General features: G+C 64.5%; 10 protein-coding genes. 5 read left to right on the top strand and 5 right to left on the bottom strand.

Features of this window, described 5'->3' with window-relative positions; all coding sequences use genetic code 11:
• Positions 1-61: 61 nt before the first annotated feature.
• Positions 62-595 (bottom strand): hypothetical protein, encoded by a 534-nt coding sequence (locus DVU99_RS07850; protein WP_157971380.1) that lies wholly within the window; start codon positions 593-595, stop codon positions 62-64.
• 307 nt (positions 596-902) lie between these two features.
• The gene (locus DVU99_RS19700) at positions 903-1,202 is read right to left on the bottom strand and encodes a hypothetical protein (RefSeq protein WP_157971379.1); all 300 of its coding nucleotides are present in this window, start codon (positions 1,200-1,202) and stop codon (positions 903-905) included.
• A 583-nt stretch (positions 1,203-1,785) separates the two neighbouring features.
• On the opposite strand from DVU99_RS19700, the gene DVU99_RS07845 reads away from it, so the two are divergent.
• Entirely contained in the window at positions 1,786-2,475 is a 690-nt protein-coding gene (locus tag DVU99_RS07845; protein ID WP_114239653.1) for a transposase, read from the top strand.
• A 52-nt stretch (positions 2,476-2,527) separates the two neighbouring features.
• On the opposite strand, the gene DVU99_RS07840 is transcribed toward DVU99_RS07845, so the two are convergent.
• From DVU99_RS07840 to DVU99_RS07830, 3 genes are all read right to left on the bottom strand, one after another.
• Positions 2,528-3,100, bottom strand: a complete 573-nt coding sequence (locus DVU99_RS07840) for a hypothetical protein (RefSeq protein WP_157971378.1) — start codon at positions 3,098-3,100, stop codon at positions 2,528-2,530.
• Between the two features lie 11 nt (positions 3,101-3,111).
• Positions 3,112-13,284, bottom strand: coding sequence for a hemagglutinin repeat-containing protein (locus tag DVU99_RS07835; protein ID WP_114239651.1), 10,173 nt, complete (start codon positions 13,282-13,284; stop codon positions 3,112-3,114).
• Positions 13,285-13,359: 75 nt separating this feature from the next.
• Positions 13,360-15,090, bottom strand: a complete 1,731-nt coding sequence (locus DVU99_RS07830) for a ShlB/FhaC/HecB family hemolysin secretion/activation protein (protein WP_114239650.1) — start codon at positions 15,088-15,090, stop codon at positions 13,360-13,362.
• 671 nt (positions 15,091-15,761) lie between these two features.
• Here DVU99_RS07830 and DVU99_RS07825 point away from each other — a divergent pair.
• From DVU99_RS07825 to DVU99_RS07810, 4 genes are all read left to right on the top strand, one after another.
• Positions 15,762-17,102, top strand: coding sequence for a TCR/Tet family MFS transporter (locus DVU99_RS07825; RefSeq protein ID WP_114239649.1), 1,341 nt, complete (start codon positions 15,762-15,764; stop codon positions 17,100-17,102).
• Positions 17,099-17,605: a DUF1993 family protein gene (locus DVU99_RS07820; RefSeq protein ID WP_114239648.1), complete on the top strand. Its 507-nt coding sequence runs from the start codon at positions 17,099-17,101 to the stop codon at positions 17,603-17,605. The genes DVU99_RS07825 and DVU99_RS07820 overlap by 4 nt, the downstream gene beginning before the upstream one ends.
• A gap of 144 nt (positions 17,606-17,749) precedes the next feature.
• Positions 17,750-18,403, top strand: a complete 654-nt coding sequence (locus tag DVU99_RS07815; RefSeq protein WP_114239647.1) for a DsbA family oxidoreductase — start codon at positions 17,750-17,752, stop codon at positions 18,401-18,403.
• A 167-nt stretch (positions 18,404-18,570) separates the two neighbouring features.
• Positions 18,571-20,205 carry an NAD(P)/FAD-dependent oxidoreductase gene (locus DVU99_RS07810; protein ID WP_114239646.1) on the top strand — a complete coding sequence of 545 codons (1,635 nt, stop codon included), beginning with the start codon at positions 18,571-18,573 and terminating at the stop codon, positions 20,203-20,205.
• Positions 20,206-20,309: the final 104 nt, after the last annotated feature.

The raw sequence follows: 20,309 nt of genomic DNA, 5'->3' as shown, positions 1-20,309 counted from the left end.
GTCGAGCATGCCAAACCAGCGCGGGGCTGTCGGCCATATCGGCTCGGTGTCCATGCCCGCCTTACAGAATGGACATCCGACACTGATTGTTGATTTGGGCTACCGGTGAAAGCACCGTACCCTGTGGTGTCGTAATGAGTTCGGCGGCACCGTCGACACAGAATCCGCCGGCTGCCTGCCGCACTTCGTAATCCTTCCCTTCCTGCGGCGTGAATGTCACGCGTGACGTACAGACTTTGGTGTAGGGGCCTTGGGCGGACTGGTAGGTCCCACCAAAGGTTATGGTGAGCGGGGCGCCTGCGGGCACGTATATCTCTGCGTAGTCCTCGTCACCGAAAGCGGCCTGCCGTGGCATGCCAAGACTTCGCTTACCCAGCTTCGCGCCGACTCCCCAGTCCGCCAGGCGCCCGGAGGGTTTTGCGTCGCGTGTCGGGCACTCCGCAGCGAACACGTGAGGTGTAAGGCCAACAACGCGTACGCGCGCGCGTTGTCCCGTCGTGGGCTCTTCGTAGCGCGGAGAGACGCTTTTCACCGCGCCGCAGCCGGCAGCAGCCAAGAGATAGATGGACAGTGCCACCATGATGAGCTTGGGCATTTTCATATCGGGATCTCAGTATTCACTAAAGCTTTCGGGCGCCGGCGGCGCACTGGCGGAATAGGGGACGGAGGTAGTTAAACCGAACGGAATGGCATCCGGGAGGTGACTCAGCTTGTTGCACTATGGCGATGCCATGAATCGCTTCGCGGCCGGTGCCCACCTCAACGTCGTGTCAGCACTTATCGCGCCGCCTTGCGGTACTGTTTAACTACCTCCGTCACCTATTCGACACCTTCCTGAAGCCTCGCTACTTGACCCGCGACGAAATTCCTCATAACAGAATCGACGGAGCAAGAGACACGATTCACTTCGGCCCTGCGACTAGTGATTGGTACCACGGCTTCGACGGCCAATCTTCAAGCGCAGAAATGAATGCTGCTTCTGCTGAGAAAGCATTGGGATGCCTTTCGTAAAAAAGCGCATCTTTCCCCAAGGCGGTTTTGAATGCATAAGGATAAGGTGGAATTACCTTTCCCGACGCGATATCGTCAAAGAGTGGCTTCAACAATCTAAGCAGCATCGCTGCATCTGCATCATCTGGCATGTCATTCAAAATTACACGTAATGCTACTGCCTTGTCCTTCAGCAGAGTGCTCTTATCCATTGCCGGCATTCCTCATAATTTGGTCGGGTCGACTTGCACTGGATTAGTCCACTGCCACCGATTTGGGACGGCCAGAATAGGGGACCGGAATAGGGGACGGAGGTAGTTAAACTGGACGGAATGGCATCCGGGAGGTGACTCGGCTTGTTGCACTATGGCGATGCCGTGAATCGCTTCGCGGCCGGTGCCAACTCAAGGTCGTGTGAGCTCTTATCGCGCCGCTTTGCGGTACTGTTTAGCTACCTTCGCCCCTATTCCGGCGTAATAGTCGGACACGTTGTCTTCGCTGCCCTTCGTTATCCGATTGAAGGCACGACCCCATGGCCAAAAATTGACGCCAGACGTTGTCCGGAGGCCGGGGAAATTATGACCGCCGAGGGTAACGATGCTCCTTGTCGCGCCATGATTTCGGCGGTAGACCTCGCCTACGTAGCTCCCAAAGGCCTTCGCGAAAGACATTACCTGTTCGTCTGTTGAAAAACATGGTCAGGTTCACTTCCTATAAGTCGACTCGGTCCACACCCATACAATTATGGCGTCCCGGCTGATTTTGAATCGCGGCAACAACAGCCACGGTAGCGATATGGCCCGCCTTCCCCGCTTCGACTTGCCCAATATCCCCCAGCACATTGTGCAGCGGGGCAACAATCGCCTGCCATGCTTCCTCGATGACGCCGACCGTCATCGCTATCTTCAGCTGCTACGCGAAGCACTACTGCATACCAAGTGCGCACTGCATGCCTACGTCCTGATGGACAACCACGTCCATTTACTGTTGACGCCGCCGGCTATCGGCGCTGTTGCCCAGCTGATGCAGAAGCTCGGACGCCAATACGTCGGCCAGTTCAACGCTCGGCACCTACGAACCGGCACCCTGTGGGAGGGGCGGTACAAGGCTTGCCTGGTCGATAGCGAGACTCATCTGCTCCGCTGCTATCGATACATTGACCTCAACCCTGTCCGTGCCCGCATGACAGACGATCCCATACGATTTCCCTGGTCCAGCGCAGCCGCGCACGGCGGACACCGCACCGACTCTTTGCTAACACCCCATCCCGCGTATGACGCCCTGGGCCGAACTACCGCGGAGCGCGGCTCGGTTTACGAGGCACTCCTTCGTGAAACCGTGGCGGATGACGAGCTGCTCGCCATCCGCACACACCTGCAACAACAGCGTGTCTTGGGGAGGGACACCTTCAGAGCGATGGTGGAAGCCAAGACCCAGCGCTTCGCTGGCACCCGCCCAGCCCATCGCCCGCCGCGCAGGAAGTGAACCTGACCCCGTTTTTCCGTGCCTTCTCCAAGCATGGCCGCCTTTCCAAGTCCTAGTCGGGTCTCCTTGGGACAAAGACTAGGCTATCCGGATGGGAAGTCTTGCCGCCCACTGTGCTCTCGATATTGATGTGATGCTCGGCGATGTATGTGTTCATCGCCTCAATAAGCTCAGAAAACTTTCCTTGCCGCATGGGGCTTTCGACGATAGCGACTTTACCGCCAAGGACAGACGATGGATGCTCCTTGTTGCGCGGAAGGATATGGATGCCGAGGGTCTTTTTGTGTTCCTGCCAACTATACGAGTCAAATACCCAAATCAGCCGCACATCACGCCAAGGGATGTGCTTAATGACCCTTCGGCCTACGCAACGCGAGATGCCAGTGGTGTCCACAACAATATCCATTGCTACCACTACTGTTGAATACCAAACGAATAGCAGGAGGCTAAATACAGGCAGAAAAAAGGCATAAGGCCAATAAGAGTTATCCTGCCGCAAGGCGAATACAAAGAAGAAGACAAACATAAAAAAGAACAAACATTGCATTGCCACCGATCGACGGAGATCACGGAATTTGAAACGCACGGCTTTATCAGTGGTCGGTATTGAGCTGTCTGAGTTCATAGAGCGCATTGTTATTTGCCCTGATTGCCTTGTTGCTTCTTCGGTGTAGGTGTCGGGTCTACGGCAGCGGCACCGATGGAGAACAAACCAGAGTACGCACTGAATGCATTCGCCACACCAGTTCCTACCGCCGCCTCGCCGCCAAAGCCAACCACGACTGCCTCCCCGCTAGCGAGTGGAACGACCATACCCGCCCCTATGCCATAAGGTAGGCCATGGTTCCAAGGCTGTCCCAGTGCCACGTTGGTGGCCAAGGCACCCGCGCCACTCGTCAATCCGTTGAGTACAACGAATGTCCCCGCACCAGCCACCATACCGGTAGTGCCGCCCACTTGTCCGGCCACATATATACCGGCACCAGGAATGAACTCGCCGGCAACACCACCAACGAGAACACCAATTCCTGCCCCCTTCCATCCACCCGAGATATACCCGCCCGTGCCACCTGAAATAGCGCCGATCGCCCATCCCGATCCAGCAACGATCGGCCCCGCCGCGGCCATAGTCACTGCCCCGACTGCCACCGCAGGCGGGATGAAGAAATAGTTGCCCATTTGACTGGCATCACTCTCTCCGGCCACCAATCCCCAGTGGTATCGGTTAGCCATGTAGTCTTGCGTGGTGATGGCTTGATCCACTTGCAGCCCCAACTGGCTGGCTAACGGATCGCTGGCGTAGGCGCGCGCATCGAGGATGGCGCCCTTACATGCATCCGAATAATTGTTGGCGTTGCCGCCACAACCACTCTTCAGATCCTGCTCCTGTTTGGCGGAGGTGATTTCCGCGTCAGTCTTGGCGGATTCGATGCAGGACCGATCGCCGTTGCACGCAATGATCTGGTTTTGCAGATCAATCAACTGCGGATGCGTCAGGTAGTTGTACTGTGCGCCTGCATTGGCCGTCGCCAACCCGGTGCCACCGCCCACCACGCCGCCTACGACGGCGGACGCTAAAGCCGCCTCTTGTGGCCCCATGATGCCAGGCAGGTATTGGAGGAATGCCTCGCCAGCCCCAGCACCCAACGCACCCTGAGCAACATTGCCACCGCCCAGCGCGGCGATGGCCCCGCCGGCCACCGTATGGATAGCCGTGGCGCCGGCGCTGCCCGGCGTGAGTTGCATGACGTTCTCCAAGTCTCCCGCGGCCACCATGCCCACCTGTCCCGCCAGTTGCCCGGCCAGCATGTTGTCCTGAATCTTCTTCTCATCGAAGTTTGAGGTGAGGCCACTTGCGTTGATGTCAGGCTTGCGGTCCAGACCGCTGAGGTCGGTGTCGCCGTTGCGCGTGATGATCGTTCCGTCGGCGATACCCGCCTTCGTCGTGCTGCTTTCGTTGCCGGTTTGCGGCATCGCCAACCCCGCCAAGCCGATCAACCCCATCGGCCCACCCGTGCCGACGCCCACGCTGCTGGCGCTGTAGCTGGCATGGTTCTCGATATCGCTGAAGGTGAGGCTGCCGGTATCGAGCAGGTTCTTGGAGGCATCGGCCGTACTGGCGATCACGCCGCCCTTGAGGTCCGTGTTGCCGTTGACGTGGATGGCGAAGCCACCGTCGCCCGCGCCGATGCCGCTGACCGTCGTCACGCTGGTGTAGTCGCTATGGGCGTTGCTTTGGTTGTAGCTGCCTTGCATGCCGCTGCCGGTGGCGACGGTGGCGCTGGCTTGCTGCTGTTTGCTGGTGTAGTGGGCGGTGTCCTGCTCGCTGATGACGTTCAAATTGCCGCCGATGTTGGCCAGCACGGTGTTGCCCTTGGCCTGGGCGCCCTGGATCGTGGTGTCGCCGCCGCTGACGAGCGTCAGCGTGTTGGCCGCATCCACGCTCGTGGTGGCGTGTGTAGTGCCGTTGCCATGGGCCTTGCCTTGGCCCGCACTCGCGCTGGCGTACCAGCCGGTGGTGGCGCCGACGCTGAAGCCCACTTCGCCGCCAGCGTTGTGGTTGCTGCTCTGGTCGGTGTGCTGTTCGGCCTGGCTGAGCAGGTTGAGGTTGTTGGCGGCCGCCAGGGCAACGTTGTCGCCGCTGATTTGGCTGCCGATCACGTTGAGGTCGCCACCGGTGGCAGCGATCATCACATTGCCATTGCTGTGAATGGTGCTCCCGTAGGCCGTCTCATCGTGGGTGCTGGCCTTGGCGGAAGCGCTGCTGGCCCCGATACCGATCCGCAGGGAAATACCCGCGCTGTTGGTGTTGCCTTGGGCGGCCTGGCCGATGGCATCGGCACCGGTTTGGTTGCCCAGCCCCATCATGCGGCCCGCGCCCGGTGAGAGCAGCGCTTCGGCGCCCTGGGCGGCGTACAGCGCCTGCAGGCGAGAATCGCTGCTCTTACTGATGCCCTTGGCGTCGTGGTACACGGTTTGTGCCACTGTGACGGCGCCGCCGGTGAGCCCCACATGCAAACCGGCGCTGCTCTGCTTATAGGTCTGCGTGGTATCGGTGATGCCCATCGCCGCATCGATGGTGACGTTGTTGCCGACGATGGCGGTGCCCGTATCGCTGAGTACGGTGGCGTTGGTGAGGTGGACATTGTTGCCCGCCGTCATCGTGACGCTGCCGCCCAGGCTTCCCACGGTGGTGCCGGTGGGCGTCGTTTGCGTGATCGAGAGGTCTTGGCTTTGTTTGGCTTCGCCCACCATCACGCCCACGCCGGCACCCATGACGCCGGTCTTGGTCTTGCTGACGCTGTGGTCTTCGGTGTGGACGTCGTTGGCGGTGTTGAGGGTGAGGTTGTTGCCCGCCGCCATCACGGTGTCGTGGTCGGCCACCACTTGCGCGGCGGTGGCAGTGAGGTTGTTTCCGGCCGCCATCGTGACACTGCTGCCGCTGACCGTGGTGCCGATGGCGTAGGTGTCACTCACGCTGTCGTGCGTGCGCGTGGTGCTGTGGCTGAGCACGTTACCGCCGGTTTTCTTGGTGTCGACGACGGTGCTGTGGGTGTCCTGTGCGGTGTCGAGGGTAAGGTCGTGGCCAGCCATCAGGCCGATGGCGCCGTTCGTGCTGGTCATGGTGGTGGCGGTGGCCGTCAGGTCGTGGCCCGCCGTGAGCGCCACGCCGTTGGCACCACTCAGGGAGCTGCCGCGCACAGTGTCGTCATCGGCACGCGTGGTGGTAATGGTGTGCCCCGATACGGTCTTGCTGTAGTTCGACTGGTGGTCGGTAACGGTGTTGAGGGTGAGGTCGTGGCCCGCGGCCAGGCCCAACCGGTTGCCCGCACTGAGTTGGGTGCCGTCGCTGGTGAGGTCGTTGCCGGCGACAACCGCGAGGTCGCCGCCGGCCTGGATGGCGGTGACCGCATGGGTGGTCGACTCCTGGCCGTTCGAAGCGCCACCCGTGCGCGTGGTGTGGCCGGTGGCGTTGAGCGTGAGGTTGTTACCGGCCATCAACTGCGCGTCACCCACGGCCGAAATCGTCGATGCCGTGGCGGTGAGGTCGCGGCCCGCCACCATAGCGAGGTTGCCCCCGGCCTGAATGGGTGCGACGCCGGTCGTCAGGTCGCGGCCCGCTACGAGGGCCATGTCGCCGTTACTGGTGATGCTGCCGGTGTTCAACAGATCGCGCCCCGCCGTGACGCTGATCGCCCCGGCGCTGAGCGTGCCGCTATTGATCGTGTCGTTGCGGGTGGCGATGGCGAGGGTGCCGTCACTTTTCATCGCGCCGGTGTTGATCAGCGTGTCGGCGCTGAGCCACGTGCCCTGCGTTCCGCTGATGGTGCCGTCGTTGCGCACGGTGCCGGTGGAGGCGACGTTGACCGTATCGCCAGCAATCAGGGCGCCTTCGTGCTGCATCCGATCGGCGGTGGCCTTGCTGAGGTACACCACGGGCGTTAGCACATGCTGCCCATCGACCACCTGGTCGACCAGCCACACGATGTCGGTATCCAACGAGGCGATCTGCGCGCTGGTGAGTGGCGCACCCAACTGCAGCCCCAGGCGTGCGGCTTCGCTGGCCGCGCCATCCATCAGGGATTGGTACTGTGCCATCGGGTCGCCACCGCTCAGGCTACGACGGCCGGTGAGCTGCAGGATCTGGTCCATCACCAGGTTCTGCTCGACGTAACCATCGCCCAGGCGCTTCTGCATGTTGCTGGGGTCATCGCCCAGCGCGCGCAGCAGGTAGTCGGAGCTGGTCGAGGCACCCTGGGCAAAGCGCGGTGCGGTGGTGACCAGGAACGGCGCATTGGCGTCGGGATGCTGTTGCACCGTGGGATTGTTCGGCGGGGTGTAGCCGGGCAGCGGGCTGTTCGTGTCGCCTATCGTTTGCCCGGCGGCGCCGCCCTGGTGCCCGGGGCCGTTCACGGTCTGGCCCGCGGTGGCGGCAATGGTGCCCGCGCTACCCGCCTGCGCGCCGTTGGCGCTCTGGAAAGTGGTGCTTCCCGGACCGGCGAGGCCGCCGGGAGTGATACCGCTGACGCCGCCCCCGCCACCGACCACGGTGTTGGTGACGTCACCGCCAATGATGGTGACGCTGCCGACAGCCGTGATGCTGCCGGCCAGACCGGGGCCCGCGCTATAGGTCACCCAGGTAGGCGCATTGCCTTGGGCGACATTGATGGTGGAGCTGCTTTGGTAGATGCCCCAGGTCCACTTATAGGGCTCCACGTCCCAATGACGATCGCCACTGAAGCTGACGTAGCCAATGCCGGTCTGTTCGGTAGTGGTTTCCTGCACGGTACCGGTGGGCGTCCAGGCGATGTTCTGCACGGAGGCGGTGCCGGACGCACCGGAAGAAGGATCATAGATGGTGAGGTTACGGCCGGCCGCGATGGTGGATTTGTCGTTGAGCACGGCGCCGGTCAACGTCATGTCGCCACCGGAGACGATCTCGCCGGTCGCGCTGGCCGACACCAGGCGTTCCACCGACACCAGGGTGTCGGTGACGTTGGCGGTCAAATCGTTGTGGTAGATGTTGTGGGCGTTGCTTTGCCCCGGCATGGTGATGCCGTTGCACCATTGGTCGCCGTCCTTGCCGGGTGAGCCCTTGCCACCGCAGAAGGCTTCGAGCTGGGCGATCTGCGCGGCGCTCAACACCTGGCTCGGATCGACGTAGGGTGGGTGATGCAGAGGATTGGGATCGTCATCGCGATAGATGGCCACCGTCTGCGTGAAGGTATTCTGGGCCTGCTCGGCGGGCGAGAGGGTGTAGACCTCCGTCTGGAACACGCGTCGCGCGTTGGCGATCTGTTGGGCCGCAAGGCTGAGGTTGCCTTCGGCCTGGATAAGACCGGAGCGATTGAGGATCGATTGCGCCTGATTGCCCGCGGCATCGGCTGCGATGGTGAGATCACCGGCGCTGTAGAGCTGGGCGTCGAGGTTGGCGAGCGTGCCGACATGCAGGTTGAGTACCTGCGACGCGCCGATGAAGCCTTCGCCGTAGTCCACGGCAGCGGTGGCCGTGCCCAGATCGCGGCCGTTGGTGAGGCTGCTCGCGTCGAGAGTCACCACGTCACCGACGATGTCACCGGTGTTGGTGAGCGTGTTGGCGGATACGTTCAGCGTGTCGCCTTCGAGGGTGGCACCCTGCTGGTTGTCCACGCTGCCGCTGACGCGGAGGTTGGCGACGCCGCTGCCGTCATCCGCACTGGCGTTGATCACGGCGCCGTGGGTGTTGATGAGGTTGGCCGCGGAAAGGTCCAGCTCGCCCTGGGTTTGCAGCGTACCCTGGTTGATCAGGGTGCCGTCGACAGTGAGGCTGAGCACGCCATCGCTTTCCAGGCGCTGGCCGGCCAGATGGGTGTAGTCGCCGGTGACATGGGCATCCAGCAGCTGGCTGCCGTAGATGCGACCGACGCCGTTCAAGCTTGCGAGCGTAGCGTGCACGACGGCGCCATCCACTTCACCATCGTCGTTGAACAGCGTGGGTGTGGTGAGCCACAGCGTCGCGGCCTGCAGGTGGCCGCCCGCGTTGTTGGTGATCTGGCCGAGATCGAGCCACGCGGTGTCACCGGCGCCGAGTTGGCCACCGGTGTTGTCGAGCGTGGCGCTGCCATTCTGGAAACTGAGGTTGCGCGTGGCGTAGGTCGTTCCGCCGGTGTTGTTGAGCACACTGACACGGTCGAGCGTGAGATCGCGCTGGGCGACCAGCGTGCCGTTGCTGCTGTTGTCGATGCTCGCCGCATGGAGCGTGACGTCGCCGCCACGATTGCCGATGGTGCCGCCGCGATTGTCGAGCGTGCTTCCAGACGTGATCTGCAGTGCGGCCCCGGGGTTCGACGCATCGCCGGCGAGCAGTTGGCCACCGACATTGCTGACCGAGGCGGCCGCGATGGTCGCCGCGCCGGCGGCATCGAGCTGGCCGGCGCTGTTGTCGAACGCGCCGTTGGCGCCCAGCGTCAGCGTACCCTGGGTTTGAAGCACGCCACTGTTGCGGTTGAGCAGGTCGCCATCACTGGCGAGGGTAAGGTCGCCCTGCGCCGCGGCGGTGCCTCCGCTGTTGTCGAACGAGCCCGCATGAATGGTGGCCGTGCCCTCTGCCCCGATCAGGCCGCCGCCGGTATTGGTGAGCGCCTGAGTGACGTTGAGGCTGAGCAATCCGTCATGGCCGCGCTGGATCAGTTGGCCACCGGTGTTGTCGAGCGTGATGGCAGCAACCGACACGGTCCCGGTGCCGTCCATACTGCCGCCTGCATTGGTGATGGCGCCGCCTGATGCGATTTGCCCCCGCACGGCAAGGCTGTCGTTGGCATGGATCTGCCCTTGGGTGTTGTCGAGCGTGTCCGCGCGCAACTGGACGTGATCGCCATACAGGCCCTGCGGGGCGCTCGTGTTCAGCGTGTTGCGGTTGAGCAGCGAGTCCGCCTGGACGTTGAGGTCACCACCAGCGATCACAGTGCCGCCGTTGCTGTTGTCGAGTGTGCCGGCCACAGTCGCATCGATGGCTTGTTGGGCCTGGAGGGTGCCGCCGTGATTACTGAGGGAGCCCGCGCTGAGTGCAAGCGCGCCGTTGCCGACCAGGGTGCCGCCGTCGTTGATCAACGCCCCGTCGCTGCTGACGGTCAGCACGTCATCACTGGCCGCTTGCAAGGTGCCGGCTGTGTTGTCGAGCGAGCCGGCATGCACCGTCGTCGCGCCCGCCGTAGCGAGGATGCCGTGGGTGTTGTCGAACGCCTGGGTGATGGTGAGAACCGTGGCATCACTACCCGCGGCCTGTAGCGTGCCGTTCGCGTTGCTAAGCGCCTGCGCGGTGAGGTGCAGCGACCCGTTGGTGGCGATCTGCCCGCCCATGTTGTCGAGCAGGCCACGCACCGTCAGGTTGAGCGGGCTGCCGCCCAGGGCCTGCAGGGTGCCGCCCGCCGTGGTGAGTGCATCGGCGTTGACGGTGACACTCTGCGCAGTCGTGGTGCTGTCACGCAGGTTGAGGGCCCCGCCGTGCAGGGTGAGGTCACCGTTGCTGGCGATCGCGCCGCCTTGGCCGTTGAGCGTGGTGGCGGTGATCGTGGCCGCGCCTTGGCCGGCGTGCTGAATGGTGCCAGCCGTGTTGTCCAGAGTGGCCGTTTGGAGGGTCAGGTCGCCGTCGCTGGCGAGCACGCCGTGCTGGCTGTTGTCGAGCAGGCCGTTAGCCGTCACGCTCAGGGGTGCCCCCGACACCTGCAGCGTGCCGCCCTGGTTGATCAGGTCGTGCGCCTGGACCGTGGTGGCGCCCGCCGCCGCGAGGGTGCCGCCGGTGTTGTCGAGGCGGTTCGTCACGGTGAGATTCGTGGCACCGGTTCCCACTGCCACCACTGAGCCACCTACATTGGTAAGCGACGCCGCGTTGAGCTGGAGCCCGCCACCGGTGCTGACCTGACCGCCGGTGTTGTCATAGGCGCCGGTGACGGCCATTTGCAGAGGATCACTGCCTGCAGCGATCAGCGTGCCGTGCGCCGTGCTGAGGACACTGGTGGAGATCGCTAAGGATTGGGCCGATGTGTTGCCCCCACTGAGGTCTGTGGTGACTCCGGTGAGATATAGCTGGCCGTTGCTGCCGATAGTGCCGCCGACACCGTTGAGCGTGGTGGCGTCGATGCGAAGGGTGCCCGCACCCGCGTGCTGGATGGTGCCACTGGCATTGCCCAGCATGCTGGCCTGCAGCGACAGATCCGCATTGCTCGCAATCGTGCCGCCGTCGCTGTTGTCCAACGTGCCGGCAACCTGCAGCGTATTGGCGTTGTCGCCGGATGCCGTGATGGCGCCGCCACGGTTGTCGAAACTGGCCGCGTTCACGGTGACCTGCGTCGCTGCGAGGATGGCCTGTTGGTGATCGACGGCACCTGCCGTCAATTGCACCGCACCGGCCGTGGCGATCTTGCCGCCTGCGCCGTACAGCGCGTTCGTCGTGACCGTGAGGCGATCGAGCCCTGTGTGGCTGATCTGGCCGCCTTCGTTGACCAGCATTCCGCTCGTGATCGCCAACGACGATGCGTTGCTCGCCAGCGTGCCACCGGTGTTGTCGAGGGCGTCGGCGACAGACAACGTGGTCGCTGCTGTACCGACATGCGTGAGCGTGCCGCCTCGGTTGGACAGGTTCTGTACGTTGAGGATGAGGGTGTCGGCAAAGTTCAGCTGGCCCGCATCGTTGATGACGTTGCCGCCCTGGATGTTTGCCGCCCCGTTGATGGTCAGCGTGCCACCCTGATTGCTGAGGTCGCCGCCCGTCATGGTGAGTTGGCGCAGACCCAACTGGCCGCCGTCGTTGGCCAGGCCGTTGGCGGTGGTGAGATCGAAGCCTGCAGCGGCACTGATGCGGCCGCCGTCGTTGTCCAGCAGCCCCGCAATATGCAGGGCGCCGTCCGCGAGCGGCGCCACCGGCGTGGTGCCCGTTGACCCGCTGCCTGTCGCCGCGGCGTCACCATCACCGCCAGTGCCACCGCCCGGTGGTGTCGTCGATCCACCGGATGACGATGACGCACTACTATCGTCGCCCGCGTCAGCCACGGGCATGCCGATGCTGCCCCCGTTGCTGTTGGAGAGCGCACCCGCTTGCAGCGACATGCCCTGTACGCTGGTTTGCGCGATGGTACCGGCCTGATTACGGAGCGAGGCCGCATCCAGGGCGATGCGACCCGCGTTCAAGGTGCCCCGGCTGTTGTCTACGTCTAGCGGAGTCGTGATCGCGAGGGTGTTCGTGGCGGAGATCGTGCCGTTGTTACTCAAGCCGCCGGAAGCGCTGAGGTTCGTATCGGACAGCGATTGCAACGAGCCGGTATTTTCAAGACGGCCGTCAACGGTGACCACCACATTGCCGGCCGATGCGGCGATCGTGCCAGCGTTGCGCACACCCACGCCCTGCTCGTTGGCGAGCAGGACGATCTTGTTGGCGTACATACCGCCCAGCGCGCTGGTGTCGAGCGCAAAGGCCGGCTTGGTGCCGGCCCCCTGAATCGGGGTGACCTGACTTTGATCGGTATTGACCTGATTGGCGCCGAAGGTGGCCCGTAGTTGCTGGGCGTAGACGGCGCCATCCAGCACAGCGGCCCGCGCGATGATGTCCGTGTAATCGGCGCGCGAGGCATCGAGGCCGTTGCCGCTGACTTGAATGATGCCGCTGCTGTTGACGCGATAGCCCTCCAGCGCGCCGCCGTTCAAGAGGGGCGTCCCCGTGGTCAACGTCACGCGGGAGGCGTTGAGGAAGCCACCACCATCGACGGCGATGCCGGCGGGGGACGCGATGACGACCTGGGCTTTGTCGCCCGCCACTTCGATGTAGCCGCCGAGCGCCGCCGGCGAGCTGCTATTGACCTGGTTGACGATGACGCGCGCCGAACCGGTTGCCAGCCAGGGATTGCCGCCGATGGTGCCGGCCAACGTCGTTTGCGTGTTGTCGCGGGAGTTGTTCAGCACGGCGCCATGCGAGTCAACCTGGAATGCGCTGTACTGGTTGATCGACACGCCAGCCTTGGTAGGCGTGGTGATGTTGATGAGCGCGGCGTTGCCCGGGGAGCCCAGGACGGTCGGACGCTGATTGCCCGGAGCATTCGGGTCGGCAGTGATCAGCCCAGCGACTTGGCCCGCGTTGACGGGCGCGATCACGCTCACCATGCCCAGCGCGACCCAGGCGGCGAAGCTCAGCCCCTTGAGGGGGAGCGCCGAGTGCGCTGGCGTGGCAGATGCACCGGAGGCGCTCGGGCTACCTCCTTTGGGACGATGCGCCAGTTCGCTTGCAACCTGCACCATGCGAAGGCTTTTGTTCCACACCAGCCGATACTGCATGTTCATCCGAAGCTTCCTTCTTCTTGGGGACGCATCGCGGGCCAACCCCGCGCAGCGCCTTCCGGTGCGCTCGTGCTTGAGTCAGTAGGACCAGGAAAGGTTGAATCCAACGGTGGGGTTATCAGTAGCGAAGCCCTGCGGCTTGCTGATCGGCGCGGCTGCAAACACATCCCACGCGAAGCCACGCCAGGCTCCTCGCCAGCCGATCACCCCGCCGGCCAAGGTCTGCCCCAACTCCCACCGGATGGGCGGACCGCCGACATGGCCCACGTCGAGTCCGAGATAAAGTTCCTGGCTGCCGAACACGGCCCAGCCGAGGTCGTTGCGCACCAGCCAACCGTGGTCACCGGTGAGCTGAAGCTCACCGTCGTAGCCGCGAACCGTAAAGCGCCCGCCGATGGCGAAACGATCCTGGGGGACCAGCGCTGCCTGGTTCCATTGCGCACGCCAGCTGACGATGTAGCGGAAGTGCTGATCGCCGAACTGGAACGGCAACGTGAGCGTGGCATCGGCAGTGATGATGCGGGGACGGGCCGTGCCCTCATCGAACGCTTCTTCGGGCGCATGAAGGGCATTGAACGCACCGGTGCCACGGCGATAGGCCGCATCGGCATCGAGCGTGGCGGCACCGATGAACTGCTTGTAGGTGAGCCCGGCTTCCCAACCGCCCTGGCGACGGCGCTGCACCAGCAGCTCGGCGTCGTCGATGTAGTTGTTGGAGTTGCGCTCCCAGGCGCGGAGGTACCCGCCCAGCTTGACGGAGGCATTGCGGTACAGCAGGCGGCTCAGTTTCAGGTCGGCGTTGTGGCTCTGGCCACTGTAGACGTAGTTCTGGGCGTAGCCCGCCACCGTTTGGCGATAGGTGTAGCCACTCGCCGTGGCGCCCACCAGCCAATACCCGTAGGGCACGTCATAGTGCAGCGTATAGCTGCGGGTGCCCTTGTCGTTTCCATCGAAGACGTCCTGGCCAAGATTGGCGTAGAACAGGTCGTTCCAGGTGAGCAGGTTGTCCAGGGAAAGCGTGGCGCTGCCTTGGAGTTTGCCGGTGGCCTGGCTGCCGGAGTCGTCCACGCTGATGGCCACACGTGCAGGTGCGGACTGTTTCCAGACGATGAGCAGATCGCTGTCGCCTGGTTGGGCATCAGTTCCCTCGGCCGGGGCGATCTTGATGTCCGCTTCGACGGTAGGCACACGCTTGAAGTTTTCCAGTGCCTGCTCGATGTCACGCAGATTGAGCAAATCGCCGGGGCGCGCGGGCAAGGCATCGCGCCAGGAGGTGGCGCGAGCATCGACACCCGGCGCAAATCGAATGGCATGGATGCGACCGGGAACGACGGTGAGCGCGAGCACGCCCGTGTGCAGGTCCTGCGGCTTGGCCAGGACACGGGTGGTGACGTAACCGCGTGCGATGATGGTGTTCTGGATGCGCTTCATCACCACGTTGATGCCGGCCGAGCCGAGGCAACGACCGGTGGCGGGATCGCCATGCGGGCTCGCCGCCTTGAGCGCCCACTGGAAGCTCGATGCGTCATCGCCATCCATGCGAATCGCCTGGATGGGAAAGCATGGGGTTTCGTGGGTGGGGATGCGGTCCACGGCCACTTGCCCTTGGCGCGGCAGGCGCACGTCGGGCGCAGCCTCCTGCTGCTCGCGGAGGGCGCGCTCACGCTCCTGTTGGCGCAGCAGTTCCTGTGCTGCCGGATCCACCGCCTGCGCGAAGGACGGCGTGATCGACCCAGCTGTCGCCAGCGCAAGCAGCACGCCGGTCGTCAGCGTATGCGCGTGCCTCCACCCTGGCACACGATGATGCATCGTCCCATCGACATCCATGTCGTTACCGGCTCCCCGTGTTGAAAGACGAGCTCGGAACCGCTCACGACCTTCAGGTAGTCGCGGTTCAAGCGACGTCGAGCACAACAATCCAACAGGGGACGCTAGCGAGTCCGCAGCCTTTCATGAATCAGACAGATCCTGAAATGCGGGGGAATTTTGTCGCAGGGCATGAACGACAGGGCGATGACGGCCGCCAGCACGTGCCCATGCCATGCGATCACTGCGCATGAAACACCTCGACACGAAAGGAAAGGCTCATCCGCGGTGCCGGAGGCGGTCGCCGAAAGCGATCGGCACCGCCAGGGGACCCGATCGGTGACAGTGATGTCCGAAAGCATCACGTGGGGTGGAATATCCACGCGTTCATGATGAGAGCCCGTGTCGACCCGTTCCGGTCCATGGCTCCCCAAGCCATTGCACTTATGCCGTCCCGGGGAAGGGCTTCGGCTTGAGCCGACCTCGGCTTCGTCTCGGCCCATGGCTCGGAAAATCAGTCATCTGGGCTTGCAATGAGCGTTTGAGGGGTGAATTTCGTCTGCCCCGCATCACGCGTATGGAAGCCTCCCTACCCGGCCGATTTCCATACTGCACCGCACACACACCGTCACACGCAATCGGCTATCGTGCACGCCTCACTGCCTGCGACGTCCATGGAACAGCCAGCCACCACCGAGCTTCATTCCCGCCGCCGCGCTGCGGTGGCGCTGATCTACATCACCGTGGTGCTGGACATGCTGGGCTTCGGCATCGTGATTCCGGTGCTGCCCCATCTGGTGGAACAGCTCGCCGGCGGCGGCATCGCCAACGCGGCCTGGTGGGTGGGCGTGTTCGGCACGGTATTTGCGATCGTGCAGTTCGCCTTCTCGCCGGTGCAGGGTGCGCTGTCCGATCGGTTCGGGCGACGCCCGGTGATCCTGGTGTCCAACGCGGGCCTTTCGCTCAACTTCGTGCTGCTCGCGCTGGCGCCCACGCTGTGGCTGCTGCTGATCGCGCGCGTGCTGCTGGGCATGACCGCGGCCAGCTTCACCACCGCCAACGCCTATATTGCCGACATCACGCCCAAGGAGAAGCGTGCCGCCGCCTACGGCATCCTCGGCAGCGCGTTTGGTGTTGGTTTCATCATCGGCCCCGGCGTGGGCGGCTTCCTCGGCCACTACGACCTGCGCCTGCCGTTCTGGGTCGCCGCGGCGCTGGCGGCGTGCAATTTCCTGTATGGCCTGTTTGTGCTGCCCGAGTCGCTGCCCAAGGAGCGCCGCACGCCGCGCTTCGAGATGCATGCGGCGCATCCGCTCGGGTCGCTGGCGCTGTTGCGCCGCTATCCGCTGGTGCTGGGCCTGGCCGTGGTGATGTTCCTGGTGTATCTGGCGCACTACGTGCTGCAGACCACCTTCGTGCTGTATGCGGATTACCGTTATGGCTGGGGCACCCAGGCCGTCGGCTACGTGCTGATGCTCATGGGCGCCTGTGACGGCCTGGCCCAGGCCTTCCTCACCCGCCGGCTGGCGCCGGTGCTCGGGGAGCGTCGCCTGATGCTGGGCGGCATGCTGTGCGGCGTGGGCGCCTTCCTGGTGATGGGCCTGTCCAACAGCGGCGCGGTATTCCTGCTGGGCATTCCGTTGATGGCGCTGTGGGGGCTCTCGCAGCCGCCGATCCAGTCGATCATGACGCACGAGGTGGACCCCACCGAACAGGGGCGCCTGCAGGGTGCGATCAGCAGCCTGGCGAGCTTTGCGGGCATCTTCGGCCCGTTCCTGTTCGCGCAGGTGTTCTCGCTGTCGATTTCGCCCTCCTCGCCCTATCACCTGCCCGGCCTGGCCTTCGTGCTGGCGGCGGTGCTGCTGGCCGTGGGCGCGCTGATCGCCTCGCGCATCACCCGCCATACCCAGGACCTGGCCAAGGCCGACGCAGCACCGACCCATGCCGAGCTTGCCGCGGCGGCGCTGGTCCCGCCCACCGTTTCCACCACCGAACCCTCGGAGCATTCTCCATGACCTTGTCGATGTACCAGGCTTCCGTCCCCGTGTTCCTGCGCGCTCTGCACAACCTGCAGCATGTGCTGCGCAAGGGCGAGGCGCACGCGGAAGCCCGCAAGTACGAACCCTCCCTGCTGCTGCAGTCGCGCCTCACCCCCGACATGCTGCCGCTGACGCGCCAGGTGCAGATCGCCACCGACATGGCCAAGAACGGCTGCGCGCGCCTGGCCGGCGTGGAACCGCTGAAGTTCGAGGACAACGAGACGAGCTTCACCGAGCTGCATGCGCGCATCGAACGCGCCATCGAGTACATCAAGAACTTCAAGGCCGACCAGATCGACGGCAGCGAGACGCGCGAGATCACCCTGAAGATGCGCACCGGCGAGCAGCATTTCGAGGGCCAGGGCTACCTGCTGCACTTCGTGCTGCCGAACCTGTTCTTCCACTGCACCACCGCCTACGCCATCCTGCGCGAGGCGGGCGCCGACCTGGGCAAGCCCGATTTCATCGGCAAGCCCTGATCCGCTGGCGCGATGCGCTGTACCGCCATTCCGGGCATCACCGGAATGGCGGCGGCGCAAGCTCGCCATGATGGGCACGGGCCACTTGATAGTGGTGCCGGCGGCTACCACTAAGTGGAAATCGCCCATCCACGGAACCGCCCCATGACCGCGCCCACGCCCATCAAGATCGACTTCGTCTCCGACGTGGTGTGCCCGTGGTGCGCCATCGGCCTCAAATCGCTCGAACAGGCCCTGCACAAGCTCGGCGACGACGTCGCGGTGGAGCTGCACTTCCAGCCGTTCGAACTGAACCCGCAGATGGAGCCCGATGGCGAGGACATCGGCGAGCACCTGGCGCGCAAGTACGGCAGCACGCCCGAGCAGATGCGGCAGAACCAGGAGGCGATCCGCCAGCGCGGCGCCGATGTGGGTTTCACCTTCAACATGGACAAGCGCAGCCGCATCGTGAACACCTTCGATGCGCATCGCCTGCTGCACTGGGCGGCGCTGGAAGGCAGCCAGGCCGAACTGAAGCAGGGCCTGCTGGCCGCCTACTTCACCGATGGCCGTGACGTGAGCTCGCGTGACGTGCTGGTGGACGTGGCCGCCTCGGTCGGCCTGGACCCGGCGACCGCCCGCCAGGTGCTGGACGAGGACCGCTACGCCCAGGACGTGCGCGCCCAGGAACAGTTCTACCAGTCCCAGGGGATCCGGGCGGTGCCGTCGGTGATCGTCAACGACCGCTACCTGATCCAGGGCGGCCAGCCGGCCGAAGTGTTCGAGCAGACCCTGCGCAAGATCGCGGCCGAGGGGTGATGGATAGTGGGGGCGCGAAAGCCGCGCCTCTGACTGATCCATAGCCCGGCTGCTTCGTCACCCCGCACCGGGCTGACCCAGGTGGCCGGCTTTGGCGCCCCCGCTACCCATCCCCCATCGCCATACATGCGAAAATACGCGGCTTCAACGCCTGAAGCCCTGCCCGCATGCTCCGACTGACCGACATCAAGCTCCCGCTCGACCACCCCGAAGGGGCCATCGAGGCCGCCGCGCGGGCGAAGCTGGGCCTGGGCAAGGAGGGCCTGCTCGCGGTGCACGTGTTCCGGCGCGGCTATGACGCGCGCAAGCGCGGCAACATCCAGCTGATCTACACGCTCGACGTCGAGCTGGCCGACGAAGCCGGCGTGCTCAAGCGCCATGCCGCTGACAAGCACGTGCAGCCGACACCCGACACCAGCTACCGCTTCGTGGCGAAGGCCCCTGACGAGCTCAGGCAGCGCCCCATCGTGATCGGCATGGGGCCCTGCGGCCTGTTCGCCGGCCTGCTGCTGGCGCAGATGGGGTACCGGCCGATCATCCTCGAGCGCGGCAAGGCCGTGCGCGAACGCACCGTGGATACCTGGGGCCTGTGGCGCAAGCGCCAACTTGAGCCGGAATCCAACGTGCAGTTCGGCGAGGGCGGTGCCGGCACCTTCTCCGACGGCAAGCTGCACAGCCAGATCTCCGATCCGCACCACCACGGCCGCAAGGTGCTCACCGAGTTCGTGCAGGCCGGTGCGCCGGAAGAAATCCTCTACGTCAGCAAGCCGCATATCGGCACCTTCCGCTTGGTCACCATGGTGGAGAACATGCGCGCGACCATCGAGTCGCTCGGCGGCGAGATCCGCTTCACCCAGCGCGTGGACGATTTCCTGGTCGACACCGCCGACGACGGCTCGCGCCAGCTGCGCGGCGTGGTGCTGTCCGACGGCGCACAACTGCTCAGCGACCACGTGGTACTCGCGGTCGGCCACAGCGCCCGCGACACCTTCTTCAAGCTGCACGAGCGCGGCGTCTACATGGAGGCCAAGCCGTTCTCGATCGGCTTTCGCGTGGAACACCCGCAGTCGATCATCGACAAGGCGCGCTTTGGTTCGCAGGCCGGCCACCCCATCCTTGGCGCCGCCGACTACAAGCTGGTGCACCACTGCAAAAACGGCCGCTCGGTGTACAGCTTCTGCATGTGCCCCGGCGGCACCGTGGTGGCGGCGGCCTCCGAGCCCGAGCGCGTGGTCACCAACGGCATGAGCCAGTACTCGCGCAACGAACGCAACGCCAACGCGGCCATCGTGGTGGGCATCGATCCCAAGGACTTCGCCGCCTTCGACGACAGCGGCAGCCCGCTCGCCGGCATCGCCCTGCAGCGCGCGCTGGAATCGCGCGCCTATGAACTCGGCGGACGCGACTACAGCGCGCCGGGCCAGCTGGTGGGCGACTTCCTGCACGGCAAGCCCTCCACCGCGTTTGGCGAAGTGCAGCCCTCATACAAGCCCGGCGTGCACCTCACCGACCTGGCGCCGGCCTTGCCGGAATACGCCATCGAGGCCATCCGCGAGGCATTGCCGGCGTTCGATCGCCAGATCAAGGGCTTTGCCATGGGCGATGCCGTGCTCACCGGCGTGGAAACCCGTACCTCCTCGCCGGTGCGCATCCGTCGCGGCGAGGACTACCAGAGCCTCAACACGCAGGGCCTCTACCCGGCCGGCGAAGGCGCCGGCTATGCCGGCGGCATCCTCTCCGCCGCCGTCGACGGCATCCGCGTCGCCGAGGCGGTCGCGCTCGCCATCAACGCCGGGCGCTGACGCCCGCCAGCCGGCCCCCGCGCCTTGGCGCGAGGGCCGCGCATGACTTGTTACCTATGTGTGAATTCGGGGCTGTTTCGTCAGCCTCGCGCCAGCTTAGTGTG

The sequence above is a fragment of the Dyella sp. C9 genome (genome assembly GCF_003332825.1).
Lineage (GTDB): Bacteria > Pseudomonadota > Gammaproteobacteria > Xanthomonadales > Rhodanobacteraceae > Dyella.
Note: the sequence above shows the minus strand (reverse complement) of the source record. Positions and strands in the feature narration are given on the sequence as shown.

Bases quoted from the DNA above. Each gene is read 5' to 3' on its own strand.
- DVU99_RS07840 (WP_157971378.1), bottom strand. From the start codon at position 3,100: ATGAACTCAGACAGCTCAATACCGACCACTGATAAAGCCGTGCGTTTC.
- DVU99_RS07850 (WP_157971380.1), bottom strand. From the start codon at position 595: ATGCCCAAGCTCATCATGGTGGCACTGTCCATCTATCTCTTGGCTGCT.
- DVU99_RS07820 (WP_114239648.1), top strand. From the start codon at position 17,099: ATGACCTTGTCGATGTACCAGGCTTCCGTCCCCGTGTTCCTGCGCGCT.
- DVU99_RS07810 (WP_114239646.1), top strand. From the start codon at position 18,571: ATGCTCCGACTGACCGACATCAAGCTCCCGCTCGACCACCCCGAAGGG.
- DVU99_RS07815 (WP_114239647.1), top strand. From the start codon at position 17,750: ATGACCGCGCCCACGCCCATCAAGATCGACTTCGTCTCCGACGTGGTG.
- DVU99_RS07825 (WP_114239649.1), top strand. From the start codon at position 15,762: ATGGAACAGCCAGCCACCACCGAGCTTCATTCCCGCCGCCGCGCTGCG.
- DVU99_RS07845 (WP_114239653.1), top strand. From the start codon at position 1,786: ATGGCCCGCCTTCCCCGCTTCGACTTGCCCAATATCCCCCAGCACATT.
- DVU99_RS07830 (WP_114239650.1), bottom strand. From the start codon at position 15,090: ATGCATCATCGTGTGCCAGGGTGGAGGCACGCGCATACGCTGACGACC.
- DVU99_RS19700 (WP_157971379.1), bottom strand. From the start codon at position 1,202: ATGGATAAGAGCACTCTGCTGAAGGACAAGGCAGTAGCATTACGTGTA.
- DVU99_RS07835 (WP_114239651.1), bottom strand. From the start codon at position 13,284: ATGAACATGCAGTATCGGCTGGTGTGGAACAAAAGCCTTCGCATGGTG.